Consider the following 22,611-nt stretch of genomic DNA (forward strand, 5'->3'; position numbering starts at 1 on the left):
CTCCGCCCAGACCTCGACAGCCTCGTAGTAGTCCGCCGCATCGACGGTCGCACGGCGGATCGCGGAGACCGTGCCGACCAGGGTAGGCGGCAGCTGCACCTCCGTCATCGGCGGGCCCGCGCTACGCGGAGCTTCTCCCGGGCGCCGCGGAGCCGCCGTTCCGGGGCGGGTACCCGGGCCGGGCCGGTACTCGCGGCACCTCGGGGAGCGAGGGGCGAGCAGGGGCTGCGGGAGAGGGGAGCGGTGGGAGAGCCGTCTCGTGCAGCCAAGCCGAGAACAGGTCGTCCAGCGGCTCCGCCGCGTAGCGGGCGACGTGGGTGGTGAAGGCGGTGGTGGTGACGACACCGTGGCGGTGCACGGTGGCCCAGTCGCGCAGCATGCGGAAGAAGGCGACATCACCCAGGGCACAGCGGATCGCGTGCACCGCAAGACCGCCGCGCTCGTACAGGCGGTCGTCGAACATCAGCTTCCGGCCCGGGTCGGCCAGGCGGAGATCCTGCGGCATCGAGGCCAGCAGCCGGTGTGCGGTGGCGGCCGGCTCGTGCGCCTTGCGGCCGCCCGTATGCTCCGACCAGAGCCACTCGGCGTACTTCGCGAGCCCCTCGTTCAGCCAGATGTGACGCCAGTCGGCGATGCTCACACTGTTGCCGAACCACTGGTGCGCCAGCTCGTGGGCGACGAGGCGCTCCGAACCGCGCGCGCCGTCCACATGGTTGGCACCGAACAGGGAGAGGCCCTGGGCTTCCACCGGGACGTCCAGTTCCTCGTCGGCGACCACCACCGCGTACTCGCCGAACGGATACGGGCCGAACAGCTCCTCGAACAGCTGCATCATCGCGGGCTGCCGGGCGAAGTCGCGGGAGAACTGCGACAGCAGGTGCGCCGGAAGGTGGGCGGCCTGCGGAACACCCCCGAGCCCCGGGTCACCGAGCAGCACGGTCTGATACATCCCGATGGACAGGCCGACCAGGTAGCTGGGGGTCGGCGCGGACTGCTCGTACACCCAGGTAGTGGTGCTTGCCTTTGTGGTCCGGGTGAGCAGCCGCCCGCCGGCCACCACCGTGTACGCGGACGGCGTGGTGATCGAAATCTGGTACGAGGCCTTGTCGGCGGGCCGGTCGTTGCACGGGTACCAGGACGGCGCACCAACCGGCTGGCTGGCCACCAGCGCGCCGTCGGTCAGTTCCTCCCAGCCGAGGCCGCCCCACGGGCTGCGTACCGGCTTGGGGTTGCCCGCCCAGTGCACCTCCACGGTGAAGGCGGCCCCGGCGGGGAGCGGCTTGGCCGGCCGGATACGCAGCTTGCCGCCCCGGTGGGTGTAGTGCGGCAACCGGCCGTTGACCAGGACCCGGCCTATCTTGAATTCGGCCAGGTTGAGCAGGAATTCCGTGAGCGGCGCACGACCGGCGATCGCGCTGAGCCGGGCCGTCCCGGCCAGCCGGTTGGGGCCGGGACGGTAGTCCAGCGTGAGTTCATACCGATGCACGCGGTAACGGGGATCGCCGTTGGCCGGAAAGTACGGGTCCGATGCCGGTGTCTGCTGGCCGCTCACTGTTGTGTCCGCTCCCTGCGCTGTGCTCGAACGACGTGCTCGTGTGCCGCCCCCGACGGCCGCACGGACTGCCCCTCCTAGGAGCGCCACGCCTCGATCGGGTTACCCAGCCAGCGGGAGTCGGCGGGGACGGATTCCCCAGCCATCACGAGGGAGGCGGGACCCAGCGTGCTGCGGGCCCCGACAGTACTCCCGGGCAGGACGATCCCGCCCGGACCCAAAGTGGCGCCCTCACGGAGGACCACAGTATCCGTCCTCAAGATCCGGTCGTGGAAGAGGTGGGTCTGCAGCACACAGCCACGGTTCACGCTGACGGCATCGCCGAGCGAAACAAGATCCATCTCCGGCAGCCAGTAGCTTTCGCACCAGACGCCCCGGCCGATCCGGGCTCCGAGGCCGCGCAGCCACAGCGTCAGCAGCGGCGTACCGGGCACCGACCCGGCCAGCCACGGCACAGCCAGTACCTCGATGAAGGTGTCGGCCAGCTCATTGCGCCACACGAAGCCGCTCCACAGCGGGTGCTCCCCCGCCCGGTGACGTCCCACCAGCAGCCACTTCGCCACCACCGCGAGGGCACACGCGGCCACACCCGCGGCGAACAGCTTCACTCCGGACAGCAGTGCCGCTCCCCAGATCCCCATCCCCATCCCCATCCCCATCCCCGGACTGCTTGCCGCGCTCAGCGCACTGAGCGCCGCCACGGTCAACACGGCCAGCGCAGCCGAGCAGAACACCGGTGCAAGTCGGCACAGCTCCACCAGGCCGCGCGCCCACAGCAGCCGCGCCGGCGGGTCGTACGTCCGGCTCTGGTCGGCGTGCGCGGCGGATCGCGGCAGCCGAACCGGCGGCAGGCCCAGATACGAGCTGCCCTTCTTGGCCTTCTTCGGAGTCGCGGACAGGACCCCCACCAGCCCGCCTTCCGGCACGCTGCGGCCCGGCGCGGTCATTCCCGAGTTGCCGAGGAAGGCCCTGCGGCCGATCTCGGAGTGTCCGATCCGCACCCAGCCGCCACCCAGTTCATAGGGCGCGGTCAGGGTGTCGTCGGCGAGGAACGCGCCCTCGCCCACGGTGGTGAGACTGGGCAGCGCCAGCACGGTGGACACCTCCGCACCCCGGCCGATCTTCATGCCGAGCAGCCGCAGCCACACCGGCGTGATCAGCCCGGCGTACAGGGGGAACAGCGTCTCCCGGGACCGGTCCATCAGCTGTATGACCGTCCACGTCTGCCATCCGACGCGGCTGTGCGTCGGATGGACGCCCGTGCGCAGCCCCAGGCTGAGCAGGCGTACCGCGACCAGCAGCAGCAGCGCGTACGCGAACCCGTAGGCCAGCGCCCCGGGGACCACCGCGACCAGGCCTCCCCGCAGGGCTTCGCCGAGCGCGGCGTCGGGCGCGACAAACCGGCTCGCCACAAGGAGAGCGGGCAGGGCGGCGAGCCAGGGCAGGGCCGTCAGGCCGAAACCGGTCGCCCCGTACATGGCACGCCAGTGGACCGGGCGCGGCGGGCGCTGTTTGGGCCAGTCGCGCTTGGCCTTGCCGAGTTTGCCGGCGGGCGCTCCGGCCCACCGCTGTCCGGTGGGGATCTGCCCGACCACGGCGGAGCCGGGGGCCACCTCGGCCCGCTTGCCCACGCGCGCACCGGGGAAGAGCATGCTGCGGGTGCCGACCACCGCGCCGGCACCGACCTTGACCGGGCCGACCTCGAGCCGGTCCCCGTCCAGCCAGTGTCCGGACAGGTCCACCTCGGACTCGACGGCGCAACCCCGGCCGAGCTTGAGCATGCCGGTCACCGGCGGCAGTGAGTGCAGGTCCACCTCAGGACCGACCTTGGCACCGAGTGCCCGCGCGTAGCGTTCCAGCCAGGAACCGGTGAGTGAGGTCGCGCCGCTGTACTCGGCCAGGCGCTCGGCCGTCCACAACCGCAGGTGTACGTTCCCGCCGCGCGGGTAGCTGCCGGCCTTCACCCCGCGCAGCAGCAGGCGCGCGCCGCCGGCGGCGATCGCCAGCCGCCCCGGCGGGCTGAAGAACAGGGCCGCGCCGGCGGCGACCAGCCACCATGAGGCGGTCGGCGCCCAGGGATAGGGACCGAACCAGTGCAGCACATTCCCGAGTGCCGCCAGCGCCACGGTCCAGCGCAGGCCGATCAGGGTGAACAGGGGGATCAGCAGGAGCAGTTGCGTCACCTTGGCCCGCAGCGGAACCGGCGCGACGGTACGGGTCGCGCCGTCGTCCTGTACGGACTTCTCCAGGCGCCGCGCCAGCTTGCGCAGAGTGGGCTGCTGATAGATGTCGAGTACGGCGGCGCTCGGGTAGCGGGTACGCAGCCGGGTGGTGAGCTGGGCGGCGGCGAGGCTGCTGCCGCCGATCGCGAAGAAGTCGTCCGCGGCGCCGGTGACGGCCACACCGAGGGTCTCGCTCCACTGCTCGGCGAGCCAGGCCTCGGTCCCGTACAGCTGCTCGGCCGGGCCGGTGGTCTCCAGTTCGGGCTGGGGGCACCTCCCAGCGGTAGCTGGGGGAGGCCAGGGCAGCGCGTCCCGGTCCACCTTGCCGGAGGTACGGGTCGGCAGATCGTCGACCGGCGCGAGCAGCGGCACCAGGGCGGCGGGCAGCTCGGCGCGCAGCCGCATCACGGCCGCCGCGTGGTCCCAGCCCTCCTGGGTCACCAGATAGCCGACGAGCAGCTGGTTGCCGCTGCGCGCCGTGCGTACGGCGGCGGCCGCGCCCGCCACGCCGGGCAGGGCCTGCAGCGCGGCGTCCACCTCACCCAACTCGATCCGGCGGCCGCCGAGCTTGATCTGCTCGTCACCGCGGCCGAGGAAGATCAGCCCCTCGGGTTCCGCGCGGACGAGGTCTCCGCTGCGGTAGGCGCGCTGCCACCCGAGCGATTCCAGCGGGGCGTACTTATCGGCGTCCTTTTCGGGGTCGAGGTAGCGGGCCAGGCCCACGCCGCCGATCACCAGTTCACCGCTGCCGCCCATGGGCACCGGCTCCCCGGCCTCGTCGACCACGGCCAGCTCCCAGCCGCTGAGCGGCAGGCCGATCCTGATCGGTTCGGCCCCGGTGAGGAGCGACGCACAGGCCACCACGGTGGCTTCGGTGGGGCCGTAGGTGTTCCACACCTCGCGGCCTTCGGTGACCAGCCGCTGGACCAGCTCGGGCGGGCAGGCCTCACCCCCGAAGATCAGCAGCCGGACCTCGTCGAGCGTCTCGGGCTCCCACAGCGCGGCCAGGGTCGGCACGGTGGACACCACGGTGATCTCCTGTTCCACCAGCCACGGGCCGAGGTCGGCGCCGCTGCGCACCTGGGAGCGAGGTACGGGCACCAGAGCGGCGCCGTACCGCCAGGCGAGCCACATCTCCTCGCAGGAGGCGTCGAAGGCGACGGACAGTCCGGCCATGACCCGGTCTCCGGGGCCGATCGGCTCCTCGGCGAGGAAGAGCGCGGCCTCGGCGTCCACGAAGGCGGCGGCGCTGCGATGGCTCACGGCGACGCCCTTGGGCTTGCCGGTGGAACCGGAGGTGAAGATGACCCAGGCGTCGTGGTCGGGGCCGGGCCGCGCCGCGGGAGCGCCGGCGCCCGCGGCGCCGGTGACGGCGATGCTCCGTCCGGCGCCGAGCACCGCCCGCACCCCGGCCTCTGCGAAGACCAACTCGGCCCGCTCGTCCGGGTCCTCGGCATCCACCGGCACATAGGCGGCACCGGCGGCGAGCACGGCGAGGACGGCCACGTACAGATCATTGGTGCCGGACGGGACGCGAACACCCACCCGGTCGCCCAGCCCCACCCCGGCGGCGGCGAGTCGGCGCCGCAGGCCGGCGACCTCGACAGCCAGCGCACGGTAGGTGAGCCGGCCGGTCCCGTCATCCAGGGCGAGCTCGTCGGGGTACTCCCGGACGGAGGCCTCGAAGATGTCGACGAGCGTGCGCGGCGGAGCGGCGGGCCCGGCGGAGAAGCGGGCCGCCTTGCCGAACTCCTGGAGCGTTTCGTCCTCGAGCAGGCTGAACTCACTGCTCTCTGGCGTGGCTACCATCGGGTCCTCGCGTCTCGTTCCCGGAACATCCGGGCCGCTGGTGGTCCCGCAGGTACGCCTGGGGTTGTTCCGGTCCAGCGCCAAACAACCGGCAAATTGTAGTCCGACGTCAGCGTTTCCCCCGTCAGAACCTTGCGCCTGGCCGGGAAGAGACGCTAATGGCGGGCTCGGCGGAGCCGGCAACCTGGTGTTCAGCCCGATGACGGCGACGGATCGATTTCGGGCCTCGCTAGGGGGCGCGCCAGCGCGGGGCCTCGTCGTCCGGGACTTCGGGACTGGCGAAGTGGAACGGGACCGATAGGTGGGCGGCAAGGGCGCGGCCCGCGTCGGCGGCCACTACGGCGGACGGGTGGCGGTGGTCCTCCGCGCCGACGAGGAGGCGCACGGCGGCACCACGGTAGACCGTGGCCAAGTGGGCCTCGTCGCACGGGTCGTCGAGGATCGCCAGCAGCAGCACAAACCAGTCGTGGACGGCGTCCCCGTCCCAGACCGCCTCGACCGCCACCACGCGGCCCGGGAAGCCGGCGGCGCGCGCCGCCAGTGAATCGAGGTCCACGGGGTCATCGGGAGTGCGAACCACCCGGTCACCGAGGGCCTCGTAGCGGTCGGAGACCACCCGCTGGGCGTCGTTCAGGTCCAGGCCCTCGGCCCGGCCGCCCTCCCAGACAACCTTGACTGCCGGTAGGAAGCGATCCTGCAGGACGTATCCGTCGACTTGGTTGTGGATTCCGGCCGGCAGGCCGTCCCACCTGGCAGTCATGGGGCTGGCTGTCCTTTCGGCTGACTGGTCGGAGTAGGACCAGAACACGTCCACCTCGTCGGCGGAGACGACGACCGGGCCGAAGTCCATGGAGTGCTCGGTGAAGCCTGGGATCGTGCGGAGGCCGAAGTGGAAGCGCTCCTGGGCGGGGGTGTGAAAACGAGTGCGAGGGGGTGGCAGGTGGCCCGACGTCATGTGGCCAGGTCGGCAGCCACGGATGTCAGCCACGCGCCGTACGAGAACGGCTCCGGGGGGTCGACCTCCATGCCGAGTTCCGCCACCGCGAGGGCGTAGTCGGACTCGCCGAGCGGGAGGGCAAGCAGCTCGCGGAGTTCGCCCACCAAACGAGCCATCAGCTGGGGGTCGGTGGTGGCGGCGTAGTCCTGGATCGCGGCGTTGTGGTCGGGGAACTCGTCGGTGATGTCCTGCGAGAACCAGCCGCCGAGCAGTTGCGCGGTCTCCGGGAAGCGGGCGTGCCATTCCCAGTGCGTCTGCGGCGTCGTCGGCGGGGGGACCTCGCCGTCTTCGACGCTCTGCTTGAGGTGATCCGCGAGGACCATCAGCCAGTCCTGGATCGCGGACTCGGGCAGGCCGACGTCCGGGATCGCGTAGTACTCGCCGAGGCGCAGCCGCAGCCGGCCCGGGGGCGGACGGCTGTACTCGCGCAACTGGCGCTCCGCCTCGGCGATGGCCCATGGGCGGGTGTGCCAGGTGTGGCGGAGGTAGGCGTCCAGAGCCGCACTGCGCCTCTCGGCGGTGTCGTCAGCCGGCCGGCCGAGGTAGGCGCGCATCACCTGATCCAGTTCGCCGTACCGGCGGTCGTGTTCGAGGGGCTTCATGGACACGGTGGCGGGCCTCTACAGGTAGATCGGGACAGTGGTCTGAACGACGAAGCCATGCGGGACTGCGGGCTCGCGGCGTAGCACGACGCGGGCGGCCCGTACGTCGACAGGCTCGCGCCCGGCGAGCATCATCGCCTGCAGCAGCACGCGCCCGACGGGCTCCTCGCGGGACGGCCACGCGGCTTCGATGCTGAGACGCGCGCGGGTGCCGTGGGCGAGCCAGCGGTGGATGACCTGCTCGTTGGCGGTCACGACCTGCTGGGTGGCCCACTGGGCGGTTTCCCGGTCGGGGTAGGTGGCGGATCTTGTGAGCATGGGGCCATTCTCTCGCGGTCGGTCAGTAGTCGGCGAAGTTCCAGAAGAGGCCGACCTCGGAGTCGGAGACGATGACGAGCCCGGTGTCCTCTGAGTAGACGCTTAGTTGAACCCAGGCCTGTACGGGAATGCGTCCTCGTACAGGTGCCGCACGGCGGCGTCCCAGGCGGCCTGGGGGTCAGCCGGCATTGAATGACCAGAAGACCCCGACCTCGTCCGCGGAGACGGCGATCAGGCCGAGTTCCTGGACGTGGTCGGTGAAGCGGGTGCCGCCTTCAAGGTCGCCCTGAAGGAAGTCCGGGTTTGTGGAGGTCCGGGCCAGGTCGGAGGTCGTCCAGAAACGGGCGTCGGCACCGAAGCGGAGGAGGAGGATGCGGGCGTCCTCCAGTAGTTCCTCCTTGTTCTGCCGCGACCGCAGGGGGGACGTCTCGAATGTCCACTCCTGGGTCAGCGACGCGAGGAGTGTGACGGCGCCGTGAGGCTCGATCGGGTGGACGCCCTCGTGGATGGCTCCGGCGGTGAGCTGCAGGAACGGGTACGAGGGGCGGATCGCCGCGCGGTTCTCCCTGTCGGATTCCCATTCCAGGCCGATCCAGCCCCGGGGGTCGGTGACCGTCCGATTCATGACGGCGAGGACGTCGTCGGCCCAGTCCTCGTGCTGCCGAGGACCTGTCATCGCGAACGTGTAGACGTCGTCGAGCAATCGCAGCGCCGCGGCCTCCCACGCGCTGCCGTCGAGAAGAGTCATCGGGCTTCCAGGGCGATCGGTCATGGAGCGGGCATGGAGGTGAAGATGATGTAGGGCGGATCGAGACTGGAATCGTACTTGAGGACCGTTTTAACGTTCTTCACGTCCATGGCCCGGGCGTTCAGGCCGTGCTGCTTGAAGCCCGTACCCGGCTCATTGTCGACCGGCTGCTTGGAAACGTAACGTCCGCTCGTCTCGCCGTTGGGGGCCGGACTTGTGAAGTCCTTCGTTTGTCCATTCGTCGGATTGGTGGCCAGCCACGCCTCGATCTCGGACCGCTTGTTCCTGAGGTTGTGTTCCGTGAGGTCCTGAGCCCGCTCCATGTTCGGGAAGGACGAGGATCCGCCGATCTTCGGCTTGTTGTGCGGCCAGGCCGCTGTGGGAGGGTCGGCCTGATCCCGGAGGCGCTGAGCCAGCTGCTCGTCCGTCTTGCCCACGTGCTTGTCCAGGGAGTGGCCGCCCCCGAGGTACTCGTTGCTCGCGAGGTCGAAGACCTGGTTGCCGTTGGAGTCCTGGACCATCCACTTCTGCTGGTGGCGGAACTCGTCGAGCGCCCGCGCGCCGAAGCCGTGCGCGCGGGCCACTCCCGCCTCGAACTTCGGGGCACTGAGGTATGCCTCGTCCAGGGGGGCCATCAGGGCCTCGACGCGCGAGGTGAGGCTGGTCAGTGTGTTGAGGTACTTGTCGACGATGCGGTTGATGTCCGCGGTGTCCAGCTTGAGGACGAGTTGGACGTCGAACTCGAGCATCATGCCGACGCCTTTGCCAGCGCCTTTGATGAGGCCACCCACGTCCTTCATACTGACGCCGTCCTTGAGATTGACGTCGTCCAGGAGCGCCTTGGCCGCCTCCTTGACGGCTTCCAGGTATTCGTCCCAGATATCGCCGTTCAGCTCGACCGCTGCTTCGGCGTACTCGCGCAGGATGTTGCTGATCTTCATCCCGGTGTCGCGCAGGACCGTCATCACCGGCTGACTGCCGGTCGGGCGAAAGGGGGTCTGAGGGCCTGCGTTGGCCTTCTGGGCCCACTGGATGCCGTCGCGGGAATGGCCCCATGCCGTCGATCCCCACAGCGCGCTGCAGAAGACCTTCATGGCGTCTTCCCAGTCGGCCTGCTGCGGGTTCGTAATCGTACCGATCGCGCCGGTCAGCGAGTCCGACACCTGGTTCAGGCAGATCGTCGTATCCGCCCAGCTCTGGGACAGCGAGTTGAGGTAGTGCTGCTCCGGGTACGGGTAGACGTCGGCCAGCTTGCCGACGCGGAAGGCCTTCTTGATGACCGGCTGCAGGACGTCCCGTACGACTTGGGGAATGTGCTCCAGCAGCGATCGAATGAAGCCGTCGCCGCCGTCATCGTCGCCCCACTTGAGGTCGGGGATCGTTCCGTAGACCGGAGGCTTGTCGATGATCGTGGCGGGGAAGGCCTTCTGCTGGGGGGACTGGCCGGGCTTGGGGTGGGCAGCCGCGTCCGCCGTGGCGTACGTTGGCGGTCTCCGTGAAGCCGACGGAGACGCCGCCGACGCTGAGGACACCCTCGCCCCAAACCTCCAGCCAGCGGTTGCCGACCTTCATGTATGCCTGGGAGAACCGCCGGGCGGCTGTTCCGGCGCCCCCTGCGTCCGGATACTTCTGCAGGCCGTTCAGTAGGCTGTTGGCGCCGTGCATCAGCGCCGTCTGCTGCACCGCCACCCGGTCGGAGACCCGCCAGAGATCGCTGGGCTTGACGTCGATCGCGCCGCTTCCGCCGGGCGGCTGAGCCGGGGCGGGGGTGTGGCCGGCCATCAGGCGCCTCCCCAGCCCTGGAGGACCGAGCGGTGGGCGGCGTCGTAGTTCAGGTGGCCCTTGACCACGAACTCGTGCAACCAGGCCTGGGCGGCCCGGAGGTCCTGCGCGGAGCGGTCCCACTTGTCGAGCTCGTCGATGAAAGCGTCGCGCGCCTCGCCGTCCCAGCTCAGGACGACCTTCTCGGTGCGGTCGTAGAGCCCGTCCAGCTTCTCGTTCAGCGTCTTGAGGATGCTTTCGAGCTCGCCCGACAGCCTGCGCAGCGTGGCGAAGTCGACGGTTATGCGGTCGTCGTCCGACATGGTCTTGCTGATCCCCCGTGGTTCAGACGTCCAGGATGCGGCTCTGCGGGCGCGCGGGCGCCGGTGCCGGGACCGGGTCCGGTTCCGACATCGCACGGGCCGCCGCCGACACGTCCTCGTTGTCCTGCATCTTCTTCAGCCGTCCGAGGATCTCGAGTTCCTGCCCGGTGAAGTCGTCGCGGCTGAGCCGGGTCGCCTCTTCGAGCAAGACGAGGACCTGCCGGATCCGTACGGAGTCCTCGGCCGCTCCCTGATGGAGCTTGCGGTACGCCCTGGCCGTGGGGCCCTGCCAGCCCGCCTCGATGCCGTCGACGATGGCGTCCATCCGCCGGGTCTGCTGCTCCAGGTACGCCTGCATGGCGTCCATGTCTTTGGCGAGCTTGGTCAGCTCGTCCTCCGACACGTCGAGATGGGCGTTCTGCATCCCGGGCCCCCGTCCGTTGTTTCCGCGTCTTCGTACCCGTGTCCTCAAGGGAACAGCTTAGGTGCGGCTGCAAAGCAACCGGGGGACGGGGGTAGTTCAGAGGTATCCCGCGAGAAGCCCTTTAGACGTCTGGTCCTGGTCAAGGAGTTGGAGGTGTCGGTGGTGATGCGGCACGTTGCGAGGCCGAGGAGGGCTTCGTGGATATCGCGCCTCGTTCCCATCGGATCGCGGAGGCGTCGGAAGCCGTGCAGCCAGGCCATAGTGCGTTCCACGACCCGCCGGTGGACTCCGAGCCCGGATCCGGAGGGGAGCAGCGGATCGACACGCAGGGCCTGTTGCAACCCCGCATCGGCCGCGAGCTTGTCCGCGCGGCCATGTACGCCGTAGACGCGCTGCCCCTACCCCGCCGCTTGGCGCACGGCGCTGACGCATCCCGGTCCGCCCGCGAGCCGGCGCTGCCTGTACAGCTCCGCGATGTCCGCCTCCAGGCAGTCGCGAATGTCCTTGCCCATCCGCCGCCACCCGAAGAACTCGCAAGCCTGCTTGATCAGCTCATCCTGTGACATACCTGGGCACTCCGCTGTCAGCTCGCACAAGGCCAGCTGCCGCTCGGCAGGGGCGATGTACGTGACCTTGCGGACCGTATCCCCGTCCTCCGTTCGACGGGCCTTCAGCTCGTCCCGCCCCTCCACGTCGAAAAAGTCGCCATCAGAGGAGGCAAGGCCCGAGCGAACCAACGCCTGCGCCACGGTACGGACGTTGTCCCGGATGCGTTTGCCTGCCCGGCCGACACCCCAGGCTTCACGAGCACGCTGGACCAGCAGATCCTCGTGGATGGGCCCCTCCGCCTCGATGACCTGCGCCAGCACCTTGCGCAGCACCGTTCGGGCCTCAGGCGTGTGGAGCTCGTAGCGCGGGGTGACGCTGATCTCGCTGGTCCGGTACTGGGCGCTCCAGTCACGCTCCGCCTCGGTGTCGACGGGCACCCGCCCGTACTCGACCTCGACCTCGACCGACGTCCGCGCGACCGGAACCGTAAGCATGGCCCCGCTCCCGTGCGTCGCCGCACTGACCCCGGACGTCAGGGCGTCGTCGGACGGATCGTCCACAGCGGCGGCAGCCGTAGACACCGCGGCCGAGGCAGCGAGAGGCCCCTGGGCGATGGCGTGCTCGACGGCCTCGCGCAGCCGCAGCTCGGCCGCTGCGCGCCCCCGATACCAGTCGGTGCCCCAGATTCGGTAGAGCCGCCAACCGAGGCGGTTCAGGACTTGCTCGCGCAGCCGGTCCCGGTCACGGGCGGCCTTGGAGGAGTGGTACATGGCGCCGTCGCACTCGATGCCGAGGGCGTACGCGCCGGGCATCTCCGGATGCCGCAGGCCGAGGTCGATGCGGTAGCCGGCGACTCCGACCTGCGGCTGGACTGTGTAGCCCCAGTCGCGCAGTACCGCGAGGACGGCCTCCTCGAAGGGGCTGTCCGGCTCCGCGTCGGACTGGACGACGTCTGCGGCGAGGACGGCCGGACCGTTCTCGGCGTACTCGAGATAGCGCTTGAGATGCTGGACGCTCTCGTTGGGGCTGTCGGACAGGCTCGTACCGCGGAAGGAGGCGACGACCTCCATGCGGTAGCGGGCGCGGGTGACCGCCACGTTGAGGCGACGCCAGCCGCCTCCCTTGTTGATGGGGCCGAAGTTCAGCCCGAGCTTGCCGTGTTCGTCGGGGCCGTAGCCGACGGACATGATCACGGCGTCGCGTTCGTCGCCCTGCACCGATTCGAGGTTCTTGACGAAGAAGCCGTCGAGCCGGTCCTCGGTGAAACAGTGGTCGAGGTCGGGGCGCTGCAGCCGGGCCTGTTGTACGGCCTGGTCGATGGCCGAGGCCTGCGCCTGGGAGAGGGCGACCACGCCGAGGGTGCGCCCGGGGCGGGTGTCGAAGTGGTGGATGACCCGCTGCGCGACGAAGTCCGCCTCGGCACGGTTGTCGCGGCGGCCGCCCTTGTCGTAGACGCCTGAAGCCTTGAGGAAGGAGACGCCGACGTCATTGCCCTCGTCGAGAGCGCCGGGGAAGGTCACCATCGAGTTCTGGTAGAACGAGCGGTTGCTGAAGGTGATCAGGTTCTCGTGGCGGCTGCGGTAGTGCCAGCGCAGCGGCAGTTCCCGCATGGCGCCGGCCTTGCAGGCGTGCAGCAGCGACTCGAAGGAGTCGGGGACATCCTCCGCGTACTCGTCGGAGTCGTCCTCGACCGAGGAGTCGAAGAACGAGGTGGGCGGCAGCTGCTTGTCGTCACCGGCGACGACGAGGGTGCGCCCCCGGTAGATGCAGTTGATGGCGTCGCTGGGGCGCACCTGCGAGGCCTCGTCGAAGACGACCACGTCGAAGTGGTAGTCGGCGGGCAGCAGCTGGCTGACCGTCAGCGGGCTCATCATGAAACACGGCTTGATCGACTGGACGACCTCACGTGTTCTGCCGAGCAGTTCACGCACCGGCATGTGCCGGGTCTTCTTCTCCGCCTCGCGGGTGATCACGGCACCGCCGCCGCCGCCGAAGCGGCGCGGCCTTCTCTTGTTGCACGCCTCGATCACTGCGCCGCCTGCGGCTGCGATCAGACGGCGGTCGGCTTCCTGGAAGTCGGTCACCCGCGCGTCGAGATCGTCCGAGCGCGTGCTGCGCAGCCGGGCGTCGGTGGCGAGAATGCCGTCGGCCCAGGACCGCAGCAGTGCCTGCTGGACCACGTCGGTCAGCTGCTGCGGGTCGATGCCCCGCTCGGCCGCGCTCGTGACGACGTCGTCGGCGCTGTGGCGGGCGAGCACGACGAGGCCGTCCCGGTAGGCCTGCCACTCCTCGGGGCCGCGCGGGTCGGCCTGCAGATTGTCGATCACCTGCTGAGCTTGGGCAAGGGTGCCCAGCAGGGACGGGGAGAGCTGGGCGCCTCGGGCGGCGTCGAAGAGGTCGAGCAGCGCGGTCACGGAGGCGGACCAGCGTTGGGTGCGGCGGGTTGCGATCTCGCACCAGTCGCCCAGTGAGCGCCGTACGTTGTCCGCCAGCAGCGTCGGCAGGCGGTCCGGGTCGGCGTCGTCGGCCAGGCGGTCGGCGAGCAGGTTGCGCCGTGCCGCGTCGCGGCTCAGCTCGGCGATGCGATCGGCAGCTGCCAGCGCCTGGTCGAGAGCGTGGACTGCCTCCTGAGTGCGTGGGGTACAGCGGTCCAGGAGTGTGGAGTGCAGATCGGCGAGGCGAACGACCTCGGCCGCGGCGTTCTGCCACGCCAGTGCCTGATCCAGTCGTCCCACGAGTGACTTGGCCCAAGCTCCGGTGCGGGTGAGCGCCGCCACGGCCGCGCGGTCAGCCTTGTACTGGGCCGAGAACCGGGCCATCAGCCCTCGGTACTCCTCCGCGAAACGGCGCACCAGTTCGGGAAGTTCCACCTCCCTCAAGACCTGCTCGCCGAATATGTCCTCGGCCGCGGTGCGCGCCTCGGTCTCAGCTATCAGGGCCTGGCCGAGCTCCTGCGCTGCCCGATGTGCCTGGCTCAGGGTGTCCGCGTCGAACCATCCGCGCGGCGGGCGGTGGTCGGCCGTGGTCAGGTCGGCCAGCTCGCACAGGCCGAACGCGTCCTCGGCACATTCCTGCTTGGGCATGCCGAACAGGTCGGCCAGCTGCGCGAGTTCGCCGGAGACGTCCTCCGGCAGGATCGCATCCAGGGGGGTCTCATGGTCCGGAAGCCCGGCCCGCAGGGAGCGCACAGTCTGTTGCAGTTCCCGGAGCGAGCGGGGCTCTTCCTGCGTAGCGGCGAACGGGCGGCGCCCGGTCACGGTCCGCAAAGCATCCAGAGCGTCGGCGGCCTCGGAGAGCACATGGTGCGCGGAGGTTCCGACCAGTCCGCGCCAGGGGAAGGACTCCCCCTCGGCGGCGGGTCGCCAGGCCCGGCTGATCGCTTGGGCCGCAGCGGCGACTTCCTGCAGGGCACCGGCGCTCAGAGTGCGGACGGTCTTCGCGTTCTGGGCGGAAAGCGGCAGTGGTGGGGTGCCGGCCTGATCCAGCTTGATCAGGCGTCCGAGGACGTCGTGCAGGGTGAGCTGGAGGGGGTCGCGGGTCTGGTTCATGGCGGCGGCATAGGCGGACAGGTCCTCCCGCAGCCGGCGCGCCCGTTCCAGTTCGTGCTCGGCAGCCCCAGTGACACGAGCCTCGGTCGTCAGTACCCGGGCGAGTTCGGTGGCGACCGCCTTCTTGCTCGTATCACCGCTGTGCAGTGCCATGACGAAGTCGCCGAGGCCGACGCCGCGCAGCCGGTTGCGTACGACATCGAGAGCCGCGGCCTTCTCACTGACGAACAGCACACTGCGGCCGGCGTGCATGAGCGCGGCGATCAGATTCGTGATGGTCTGGCTCTTGCCGGTGCCGGGCGGGCCGCTCATCACGAAGGACCGGCCATCGAGTGCGGCGGCGATGCACTGCCGCTGGGAGGCGTCCGCGTCCAGCACCAGCGGGGTCTTCTCGGGCAACTGAACCTCGTCGATGCGGTCCAGCTCCGGGGGTTCGAACCCGATGAGGTCGTCGGGCAGGCCCGCATCGGGGCCGAGGGCGACGGCCCGGACCAGCGGATGGCCGAGGATACGGTCCTCGTTCTGCTGGAGGTCCTGGTACATGGCCTCCCGATGCGAGGCGAACAGGCCGAGCACCACGCGGTCGTCGACCGATCAGCCCTTCTGCACCGCCGCTACCGAGCGGGCAGCGGAGATAACCGCGGACAGGTCGGTGACGTCGGTTCCGGTGACCGGGCTCCAGTCGATACCGAGCCGCTCCAGCTTCACCGCGAGCGCCGGATTGTGTGCGCGGTCCTGGTCGTCGGCCAGGTGAAGGCGGTAGTGCCGGTTGCTGTCCCGGCGCAGCTCGACCGGGACCAGGAGCAGTGGTGCCGAACTTCCCTCGTGCGCACCGTCCTCACGCCAGTCGAGCATGCCGACGCCCAGCCACAGCACCCACAGGCCATAGTCGTTGAACATCTGGCCGGACCGCTGCCGCAGTTGGTACAGGGCGCTGTCCAGCGTGGCCTGGGTGGCTTTCTGAGTGACCAACCCTGGACGGTTTCGCTGGGCGGCTGCCAGGTTCCCGGAGTCGTCCATGTCCTCCGCGACCGGCGCGAAGTCCCACCCGCGGGCAAGGTCGGAAAGCAGCGCCGTGGCTCCGGGTGATGTCAGCTCCAGGCTTGCGGTCCTGGTGTGGCGGAAGTTCAGGAGCCGGTTACGCCCACCCATGTCCAGCAGGGAGTTGCGCCAGCTATCGAGGACGGCCTTCAGCCGGTCGAGACCGGGATCGCTGGTGACGGTGCGCACGGTCTGGGGCTGATGGGGCATACGGAAATACCTCCTGAGCTGAACGCACAGGGGTATCCCCTCCGACAGGCCCCCCTGCAGGTATCTACATATCAGCCTGCATCGTCCGGCACGCGCGAGATCAACAACCCGATATGGATTTTTTGCCAATCACCTGACAAAAGATGTGAACAGCCAGCTGTCAGGACGAACTCGCAGTGGCCCCCACCCGCAGCTCCTTCAGGAACAGCGAGTCGAGCACCACCCACTCCGTGGCCCGGTCGACGACTTGCACCGTGCGGCCGTCCAGCGACGTCGTCTCTTCGGGTCCTCCATCGGACAGAGCCGCCACAGCCCGTGCGGGATCTGCCAGCCGTCTCGACGGCGTCGCTTCCGTTGCCCCCGAGCCAGCGCCACTTGCGTTGCGACCACGACGCAGCCCTCAGCGCTGCCCGCTCCGGTTACGACGTCGCCAGAGACACGATGGTCGGGATGTCCACGACAGCCACCTCGATGCCCTGCGTCCGCAACGCTCGTGCCGCCTGCAGCAGCGACATCTGAGCGAAGGTGAAGAGGTTGCGCGTCGTCAACCGCTTCCCGCTCTTGAGGGAGATGGCATACACGACCTTGATGGGAGAGAAGTCGTCACTGATGGTGTGGCGCGGGTCCTGACCACGCACCCGACGCACGAACTCCGACCTCGCCTCCGCGTCGAAACGCAAGGCATCCGCGGACACTCGTCCCTGAGCGAAGAGATGACTCAACGGCGCGGACGACTCTGCGCGCTTCACATGGATCAGAGTGCCATCGGCTGCCAGTAGGTCGGCCGCCTCGAATCCCCGGGGGTGCTGAGCGGTCCTGATCAGCTTGCGGTCGAGGCAGACGTATCCGTGCTTCCGCGCTTCTTCGTTGTAGTCCTTCTCCTCCTTGAACGCGGAGGTCCAGTCGAAGAGGGTCACGCCCGCCGGTGCGGTCAGCAGAGCGTCGACCTCACGGCGAAGGCCCTCCAAGTACTGGTCACCGATCTCGAACCAGCGACCCTCGTGGTGGAAGTACCGGCTGGTGCCGAGCGCGATCTCGGCCGCGAGCCACTTGTGGGCCTTCATCTGGGCACTGATCGGATCGCCGCCCTCTTCGTCCCTGTGCATCTGTATGTATCCGTCCGACAGGGCAGCCAGGCGGCTTCCCTGCTGCATGCCGTCGACCAGGCCCAGTACGTCGTCGAGTTCGAGGGAGCGGAACAGCTTGCGATGGCTGCCGACCTTCACCCGGTACGACATGGCACCGTCCTCCTGATCCAGGCACGCTGCCGGGACCACGATCGCCAGGCTTCCCGTGTCGGCCGCCGAACCGAGGAGGTCGTCCAGCTTCTCGTTCAGAGTCTCGCGTCGCGGGTCACCGGGCTTGAGGGGGCGAACCCTGGCGATGGCTTCGAAGTCCGGAGCGGGAGACTGCCGGGACAGCATCGCGCGGATCTCCGCCAGATCCTGGACGAGGTCCGCGGGGTGAGAGCCCAGGTGGATCTTCAGCGCGTCCGTGCCGGCAATCTGTGCCGTGCGCCGACTCCTTCGGCTGATGGTCAGTTCGGTCGCGCCGATGGCTCCGACGAGGCGGCTGACCACCTCGCCGTACTCCTCGATGGGGTAGGTCCGGATGTGCTGTCCCTGGGCGGCCGAGCTCCGGTCTGTGCGGCCTCTGGCGTCCATGAGGCTGTGCGTGACCTGACGGATTGCGTCGGGCTGCGCCGCACGCAGCACGAAGTCGAATCCGAACCCCGGGGAGATCCTGCTCTGTTCGAGGAGCAGGTGACCCATGCCGAAGGTCAGGGCGAAGACCTCTCCGGCGACGGGGAGCAGCAAGGCGCATGCCGCGGTGCGGTTCTCCACCAAGGGCTTTCGCTCGGTGAGGATCTCGACGGCGGCGGTCCAGTCGGGCGGGCGGTTGCGGCCGATGACCCCGTGGCAGAGAAGACCGGGCACGCCCCCGGCCGTCACGTTCTCCACCATAAAGCCGTGGTCACGCTCGTACCTGAGGTTGAGGGCCGCCCGTAGATCGGCGGACGAGGTGCCCGTGTCCTGCAGCAGGTAGACGGTGCTTCGACGGGTGCGACCGGTGCCGGTCTGGGCTTGCGTGGAGTCGTGGACGATCGTCACGGCTGATTTCCCCTTTTCTGACGGGTAGCACTGGTTCCAGGTGCGAAGGCCCCCGGCGCATCGTGGTACGGGCGGTGGCTGGTCAACCGACCTTCTTCCACTCCTTGCAGCGGTTGGTCTTGAAGATCTCGCCCTGCTTCAGCGTCACGCGGCCGCTGCCCTGGAGGTTCTCGTTGGCGATGATCGAGTCGAACTCACCGCTGGAGTCCTTCGCCCGCTCCCAGTAGCAGCCGAACGCCCCGTCCGATCCGGCGGTCCGGTACGTCCCGGCCTTGATGTCCTCGCCCACCAGGTACTCGCCGTCACCCTCGAAGCTGCTCGCGGGGCCGGCTTCCTCGGTCTTCACCGGCTTGGCGGCTTCGGTCTTGGTTACGGTCGGCGCGGGGGCCGCCCCGGCGGTCGCGGTGACCGTGACCGTGGGCCCCGGCTTCACGCCGGCGCCGGCCGAGGCGTCAGCGCCTCCCCCGTCGCTGCCGCCCATCGCGGCGCCGATGATGAGGGCGACGAGGCCGACCACGCCATGAGTGAGCCAAGCCTTGCCGCGCGAGGGCGACTTGACGGGGGGCGGCGGTACGGAGCCCCAGCCGCCCGGGGCGCCGAAGTGCGGGGCCGGCTGTCCGGGGTTCTGCGGGTTCGGAGTGGTCATGGTCGTGCTCCAGTTCTCGGAGTGTTGAACGGATGTGAGGTACGGCCCGCGGGGCCGACGGGCACGGCGGCATGAGGGTGGGGCGGGAGCCGCTCGGCTACTGGCCGCGGATCCGGCGCCCCGCCTCGGTGGCGGGGTAGAGGATCGCGTCGGCGACACGGCCGCCCGAGTCCTTGACGCCGCCGCTGAAGTTGAGGCGCCCGGTGGCGCCGGCCTTGGCGGCCACGCCGTCCCAGTAGCGGGCCTCGCGGTCCCACTGGATGTCGGCGAGGAGGCGGTGCAGGTCCTCGGCGCCGAGTGCGTTCATCGGGTCGGCCCACTGGGTGGTCTGGTGCACGGCGATACCGAGGCCCGCGAGTACGGCCGGTGCGGTGATGGCACTGCGCGAGGCGAAGTCCGGGAAGTGGTCCGAGATCAGCCGGGCCAGCATCGGTACGACGCTCCCCTCCACCTGCCCGGTGTGCGTCCCGGCGGGGAGCTCGTCCTCGTGGACGGTCTCTGCCGAGCGGGACAGTCCGGCGCGCCCGTAGATCGCGGTGATGACGAGGGCGCGCAGCGCGGAGAGGGTGATGACCTCCGGGTCGGTCTTGCCGACCTGCCGCTTGCTGGCGTTGACGAGTTTGGTGAACGGTACGAGCCTGCCGTCCACGTCGACCTTCACGGCATCGGCGACACGGTGCGCGAGCCGGGTGGCGAAGTCCCGCTGGTCCATCGACATTGCCAGGTTCTTGGCGACGACGACGCCCTGCACATTGCGGTCGTAGAAGATCTGCCGCGCGTCGGCGACCGACAGGTCCAGGTACAGCTCGAAGGGGACGCGCGCCTGGGCGAGTTCGGCGTAGCTGAGCCCGTAGCGCTCGGGGTCGTCGTAGAGCTCGTGCCAGGCGGTCGTCTGGGTCTCGCCGTCGATGGCGACGACGCAGGTGCCCGGCGTGATGGTCAGGGTCCGCAGTCCGGTGCCCGGCAGCAGCTCGTCGCTGAGGGCGGCGAGCGGTCCGGCGTGCCAGAAGGTGATGGGCGGCGTGGACCAGCCGGCGCCCAGCTCACCCTTCACGCCGTCGGCGATGTACTCGGCGTACGAGCCGACGTTCTTCCCCTTCTGCGTGGACTTCAGCGCTCGCTGCACCAGGGCTCGCAGCTCGGCGTGGCGCCGGACGGCTCCGGATGCGGCCTTGAGCGTCTTGGTGTCCTCCTCGCGGCGCGGCGAGGGCACGAGCTGGACGAGCGTCGGCACGGACATGGTCCCGATCACAGCGTCCGCACGGAACGGCATGACGGTGAGCTGGATTCCTTCGACCACCGTGGTCGGCAAGGTGATGCGCATGGTGTGTTCCCCCCTCGGGATCAGAAGAGCGGTGCATCTCTCGGCACCGCACCACGGCAGGGCAGCAAGCAGTCCACAGGCTCAGGCCCTGGCCAGTGCTGCCAACCGGAAGCTCGACCAGATAAGCATCACCATGAAAGCACTGTCAATCGACTTGACTGATTTGACGTCAGCTGTAGGGTGTTTACTGTTCGCTTCCGAGAGGTCCAGGAACCCATGCCACAGCCATCAGCCCAGGTGACCGCCGCCGAGATCTCCCGTATCGCGGGTGTCACGCGCGCCACCGTCAGCAACTGGCGCCGCCGGCACGACGACTTCCCGGCCCCGTCCGGCGGTACCGAAAGCAGTCCGCTCTACGACCTGGAGGCGGTACGGGGATGGCTGGAGGCGCGCGGGCAGTCGTCCGCCGCCACACCGTCCGAGGAGCTGCGTACCGTGCTGCGGCTGCACGGGCCCGGATCCGGCGTCGCGGCACGCCTGTTCCCGCTCGTCCTCGCCACTTCACGGCGCAGCCCGGACGAACTCACCGCTCTTGACGAACTGCCGGACTCCGACGTCGTCGCCCACGCCGACAGCGCGTCGGCGGAGGTGGCCGTCTCGGTCCCGGAGGCGGAGGCTGTTCGCTTCCGCGCTGACGACGTCGGCGCGCTCCGTGCCTTGATTCGCTGCGTACGCGATGAGGGCGCCCAGACCACTCTCGACGTCCTCGCCGAACGCGAACTGGACGACACCGCCTCCAGCGGTACGTACCAGACACCTGTGGGGCTGGCCGACCTCATGGCACGGCTCCTGCCGGGTCGCACGGCACGAGTCCTCGATCCGGCATGCGGCAGCGGCACTCTGCTCGCGGCAGCGGCCCGGCGGGGCGCGACCGAGCTGTACGGCCAGGACTCGCTGCCCGTACAGGCTCAGCGCAGCGCCGTACGCCTGCTGCTGTCAGCGCCCGATGCGCAGGTCACCGTACGCACGGGAGACACCCTGCGCGCCGACGCCTTCCCGGAGTTGAGGGTCGGCGGCGTGCTCTGCAATCCGCCGTACGGCGATCGCGACTGGGGGCACGAGGAGCTCGCGTACGACCAGCGGTGGGCCTACGGTGTGCCGCCGCGGATCGAGTCGGAGCTGGCCTGGACGCAGCACGCGCTGGCGCACCTGGAGTCCGGCGGCTACGCGGTGATGGTGCTTCCGCCGGCCACAGCCGCACGTGCCTCCGGCCGCCGTATTCGCGCCGAACTCGTACGCAGCGGCGCGCTGCGCGCCGTCGTCGGCCTTCCCATCGGCGCTTCCGCGCCCCTGCACATCGGCCTCCACCTGTGGATCCTCCGGCGCCCCGAGCCGGGGGGCACGGACAGCAAGTCCGTACTGTTCGTGGACGTGAGCGGAGAGCAGCGCGAAGGCCCGCCGAGCTCACCGCGGGCCGCGTACTCCCGGCTGCGGCACCGTCGCACGGGCGTGGACTGGAACACGCTGTCCGACGAGATCCTCAGCCACTGGACCTCATACAAGGACGACCCGGAATCCTTCACCGACGCACCCGGTGCAGCGCGTGCCGTAGCGACCATTGACCTGGTCGACGATCTTGTCGACCTCACGCCCGCCCGACAGGTGCGTGCCGCGTCGGCCGACATCGATCCGGCGGAAGTGGCACAGCACGCGGCAGAACAGCGCGAACTGCTCACCGCGTCCCTCAACGTCCTGGAGAGCGCGGCGGGTTACGGCCCGTGGGAGGCGGCCGCCGAGTCCTCGCAGGCGTGGCGCACGGCCACCGTCTCCGATCTGGCCCGAGGAGGCGCGCTCTCCTTGCTGCGGGCGGCAGTCCCGGTCGGCCGTGGGGATTCCCGAACCGGGAGCCCGGAGCCGGGCGGTACGGAACGCCCTGTGCTCACCGCGTCCGACATCGGCAGCGGCGCGCGCCCGTCGGGCACGGCGGAGGACCTGCGTACCGATGCGGCGCATACCGTCACCGCAGGTGATGTTCTCGTACGCGGCCTCGCCGGCGGCAGCGGGATCATGGCCCGCGTCGCGGATGAGGCGGACGCCGAAGCCCTGCTCGGCCACCATATTCACCTGCTGCGGCCGGACCCGGCTCGGCTCGACCCCTGGTTCCTCGCGGGCTTCCTCGGCGCCGAGGACAACATCGCCGGCGCCTCGACGGGCAGCACGATCGTGAGCGTCTCGCCGGGAAGGCTCCGGGTGCCGCTGTTGCCGCTGGAGGAGCAGCGGCGGTACGGGGCGGCATTCCGCCGCGCATACGGACTGCGTACCGCCGCCCGCCGGACGGCCGAGCTGGCCGAGGAGACGGCGCAGGCGCTGCTCACCGGCTTGACCGCCGGCGCGCTGCTCCCGCCGTCCGAGGGCCCGCCGTCCGAGGATCCGTCGGCCGAGGGCCCGTCGGCCTGAACGGCAACCACCGACTTCACATATCGACC

General features: G+C 69.7%; 16 protein-coding genes. 1 reads left to right on the forward strand and 15 read right to left on the reverse strand.

The features are described 5' to 3' along the window. Positions 1–121 precede the first annotated feature (121 nt). From NLX86_RS09655 to NLX86_RS09730, 15 genes are all read right to left on the reverse strand, one after another. A complete protein-coding gene (locus tag NLX86_RS09655; RefSeq protein ID WP_254371184.1) occupies positions 122–1,552 on the reverse strand; it encodes a M1 family metallopeptidase in 1,431 nt (476 codons plus the stop codon). Between the two features lie 77 nt (positions 1,553–1,629). Further along, the gene (locus NLX86_RS09660) at positions 1,630–5,583 is read right to left on the reverse strand and encodes a Pls/PosA family non-ribosomal peptide synthetase (protein WP_254371185.1); all 3,954 of its coding nucleotides are present in this window, start codon (positions 5,581–5,583) and stop codon (positions 1,630–1,632) included. Between the two features lie 229 nt (positions 5,584–5,812). Beyond that, positions 5,813–6,571 (reverse strand): hypothetical protein, encoded by a 759-nt coding sequence (locus tag NLX86_RS09665; protein WP_308409564.1) that lies wholly within the window; start codon positions 6,569–6,571, stop codon positions 5,813–5,815. Next, the gene (locus NLX86_RS09670; protein WP_254371186.1) at positions 6,535–7,188 is read right to left on the reverse strand and encodes a contact-dependent growth inhibition system immunity protein; all 654 of its coding nucleotides are present in this window, start codon (positions 7,186–7,188) and stop codon (positions 6,535–6,537) included. Before NLX86_RS09670 ends, NLX86_RS09665 begins: the two co-directional genes overlap by 37 nt. Positions 7,189–7,200: 12 nt before the next feature. Continuing rightward, a complete protein-coding gene (locus NLX86_RS09675) occupies positions 7,201–7,500 on the reverse strand; it encodes an RNase A-like domain-containing protein (protein ID WP_254371187.1) in 300 nt (99 codons plus the stop codon). Between the two features lie 178 nt (positions 7,501–7,678). Further along, a complete protein-coding gene (locus NLX86_RS09680) occupies positions 7,679–8,248 on the reverse strand; it encodes a hypothetical protein (protein ID WP_254371188.1) in 570 nt (189 codons plus the stop codon). A 20-nt stretch (positions 8,249–8,268) separates the two neighbouring features. Continuing rightward, positions 8,269–9,780 carry an RNase A-like domain-containing protein gene (locus tag NLX86_RS34685; protein ID WP_254371189.1) on the reverse strand — a complete coding sequence of 504 codons (1,512 nt, stop codon included), beginning with the start codon at positions 9,778–9,780 and terminating at the stop codon, positions 8,269–8,271. Between the two features lie 249 nt (positions 9,781–10,029). Further along, positions 10,030–10,332, reverse strand: coding sequence for a WXG100 family type VII secretion target (locus tag NLX86_RS09690; protein ID WP_254371190.1), 303 nt, complete (start codon positions 10,330–10,332; stop codon positions 10,030–10,032). A 22-nt stretch (positions 10,333–10,354) separates the two neighbouring features. Further along, the gene (locus tag NLX86_RS09695; RefSeq protein ID WP_254371191.1) at positions 10,355–10,756 is read right to left on the reverse strand and encodes a WXG100 family type VII secretion target; all 402 of its coding nucleotides are present in this window, start codon (positions 10,754–10,756) and stop codon (positions 10,355–10,357) included. 398 nt (positions 10,757–11,154) lie between these two features. Next, on the reverse strand, positions 11,155–15,396 hold the full coding sequence (locus tag NLX86_RS09705; protein ID WP_254371192.1) for a DUF3320 domain-containing protein: 4,242 nt from the start codon (positions 15,394–15,396) through the stop codon (positions 11,155–11,157). 51 nt (positions 15,397–15,447) lie between these two features. Further along, positions 15,448–16,104, reverse strand: coding sequence for a DUF4011 domain-containing protein (locus tag NLX86_RS09710; RefSeq protein WP_254371193.1), 657 nt, complete (start codon positions 16,102–16,104; stop codon positions 15,448–15,450). A 160-nt stretch (positions 16,105–16,264) separates the two neighbouring features. Then, positions 16,265–16,414 carry a hypothetical protein gene (locus NLX86_RS09715; RefSeq protein ID WP_254371194.1) on the reverse strand — a complete coding sequence of 50 codons (150 nt, stop codon included), beginning with the start codon at positions 16,412–16,414 and terminating at the stop codon, positions 16,265–16,267. 109 nt (positions 16,415–16,523) lie between these two features. Further along, complete coding sequence (locus NLX86_RS09720; protein ID WP_254371195.1) at positions 16,524–18,215, reverse strand: DUF6119 family protein; 1,692 nt, start codon at positions 18,213–18,215, stop codon at positions 16,524–16,526. An 82-nt stretch (positions 18,216–18,297) separates the two neighbouring features. Then, positions 18,298–18,861: a hypothetical protein gene (locus tag NLX86_RS09725; protein ID WP_254371196.1), complete on the reverse strand. Its 564-nt coding sequence runs from the start codon at positions 18,859–18,861 to the stop codon at positions 18,298–18,300. 97 nt (positions 18,862–18,958) lie between these two features. Continuing rightward, a complete protein-coding gene (locus tag NLX86_RS09730) occupies positions 18,959–20,185 on the reverse strand; it encodes a DNA sulfur modification protein DndB (protein WP_254371197.1) in 1,227 nt (408 codons plus the stop codon). A gap of 216 nt (positions 20,186–20,401) precedes the next feature. Here NLX86_RS09730 and NLX86_RS09735 point away from each other — a divergent pair, with 216 nt between their 5' ends. Then, positions 20,402–22,582 carry an N-6 DNA methylase gene (locus tag NLX86_RS09735; RefSeq protein WP_254371198.1) on the forward strand — a complete coding sequence of 727 codons (2,181 nt, stop codon included), beginning with the start codon at positions 20,402–20,404 and terminating at the stop codon, positions 22,580–22,582. Positions 22,583–22,611: the final 29 nt, after the last annotated feature.

The organism is Streptomyces sp. A3M-1-3 (assembly GCF_024213665.1).
Taxonomy (GTDB): Bacteria; Actinomycetota; Actinomycetes; order Streptomycetales; family Streptomycetaceae; genus Streptomyces.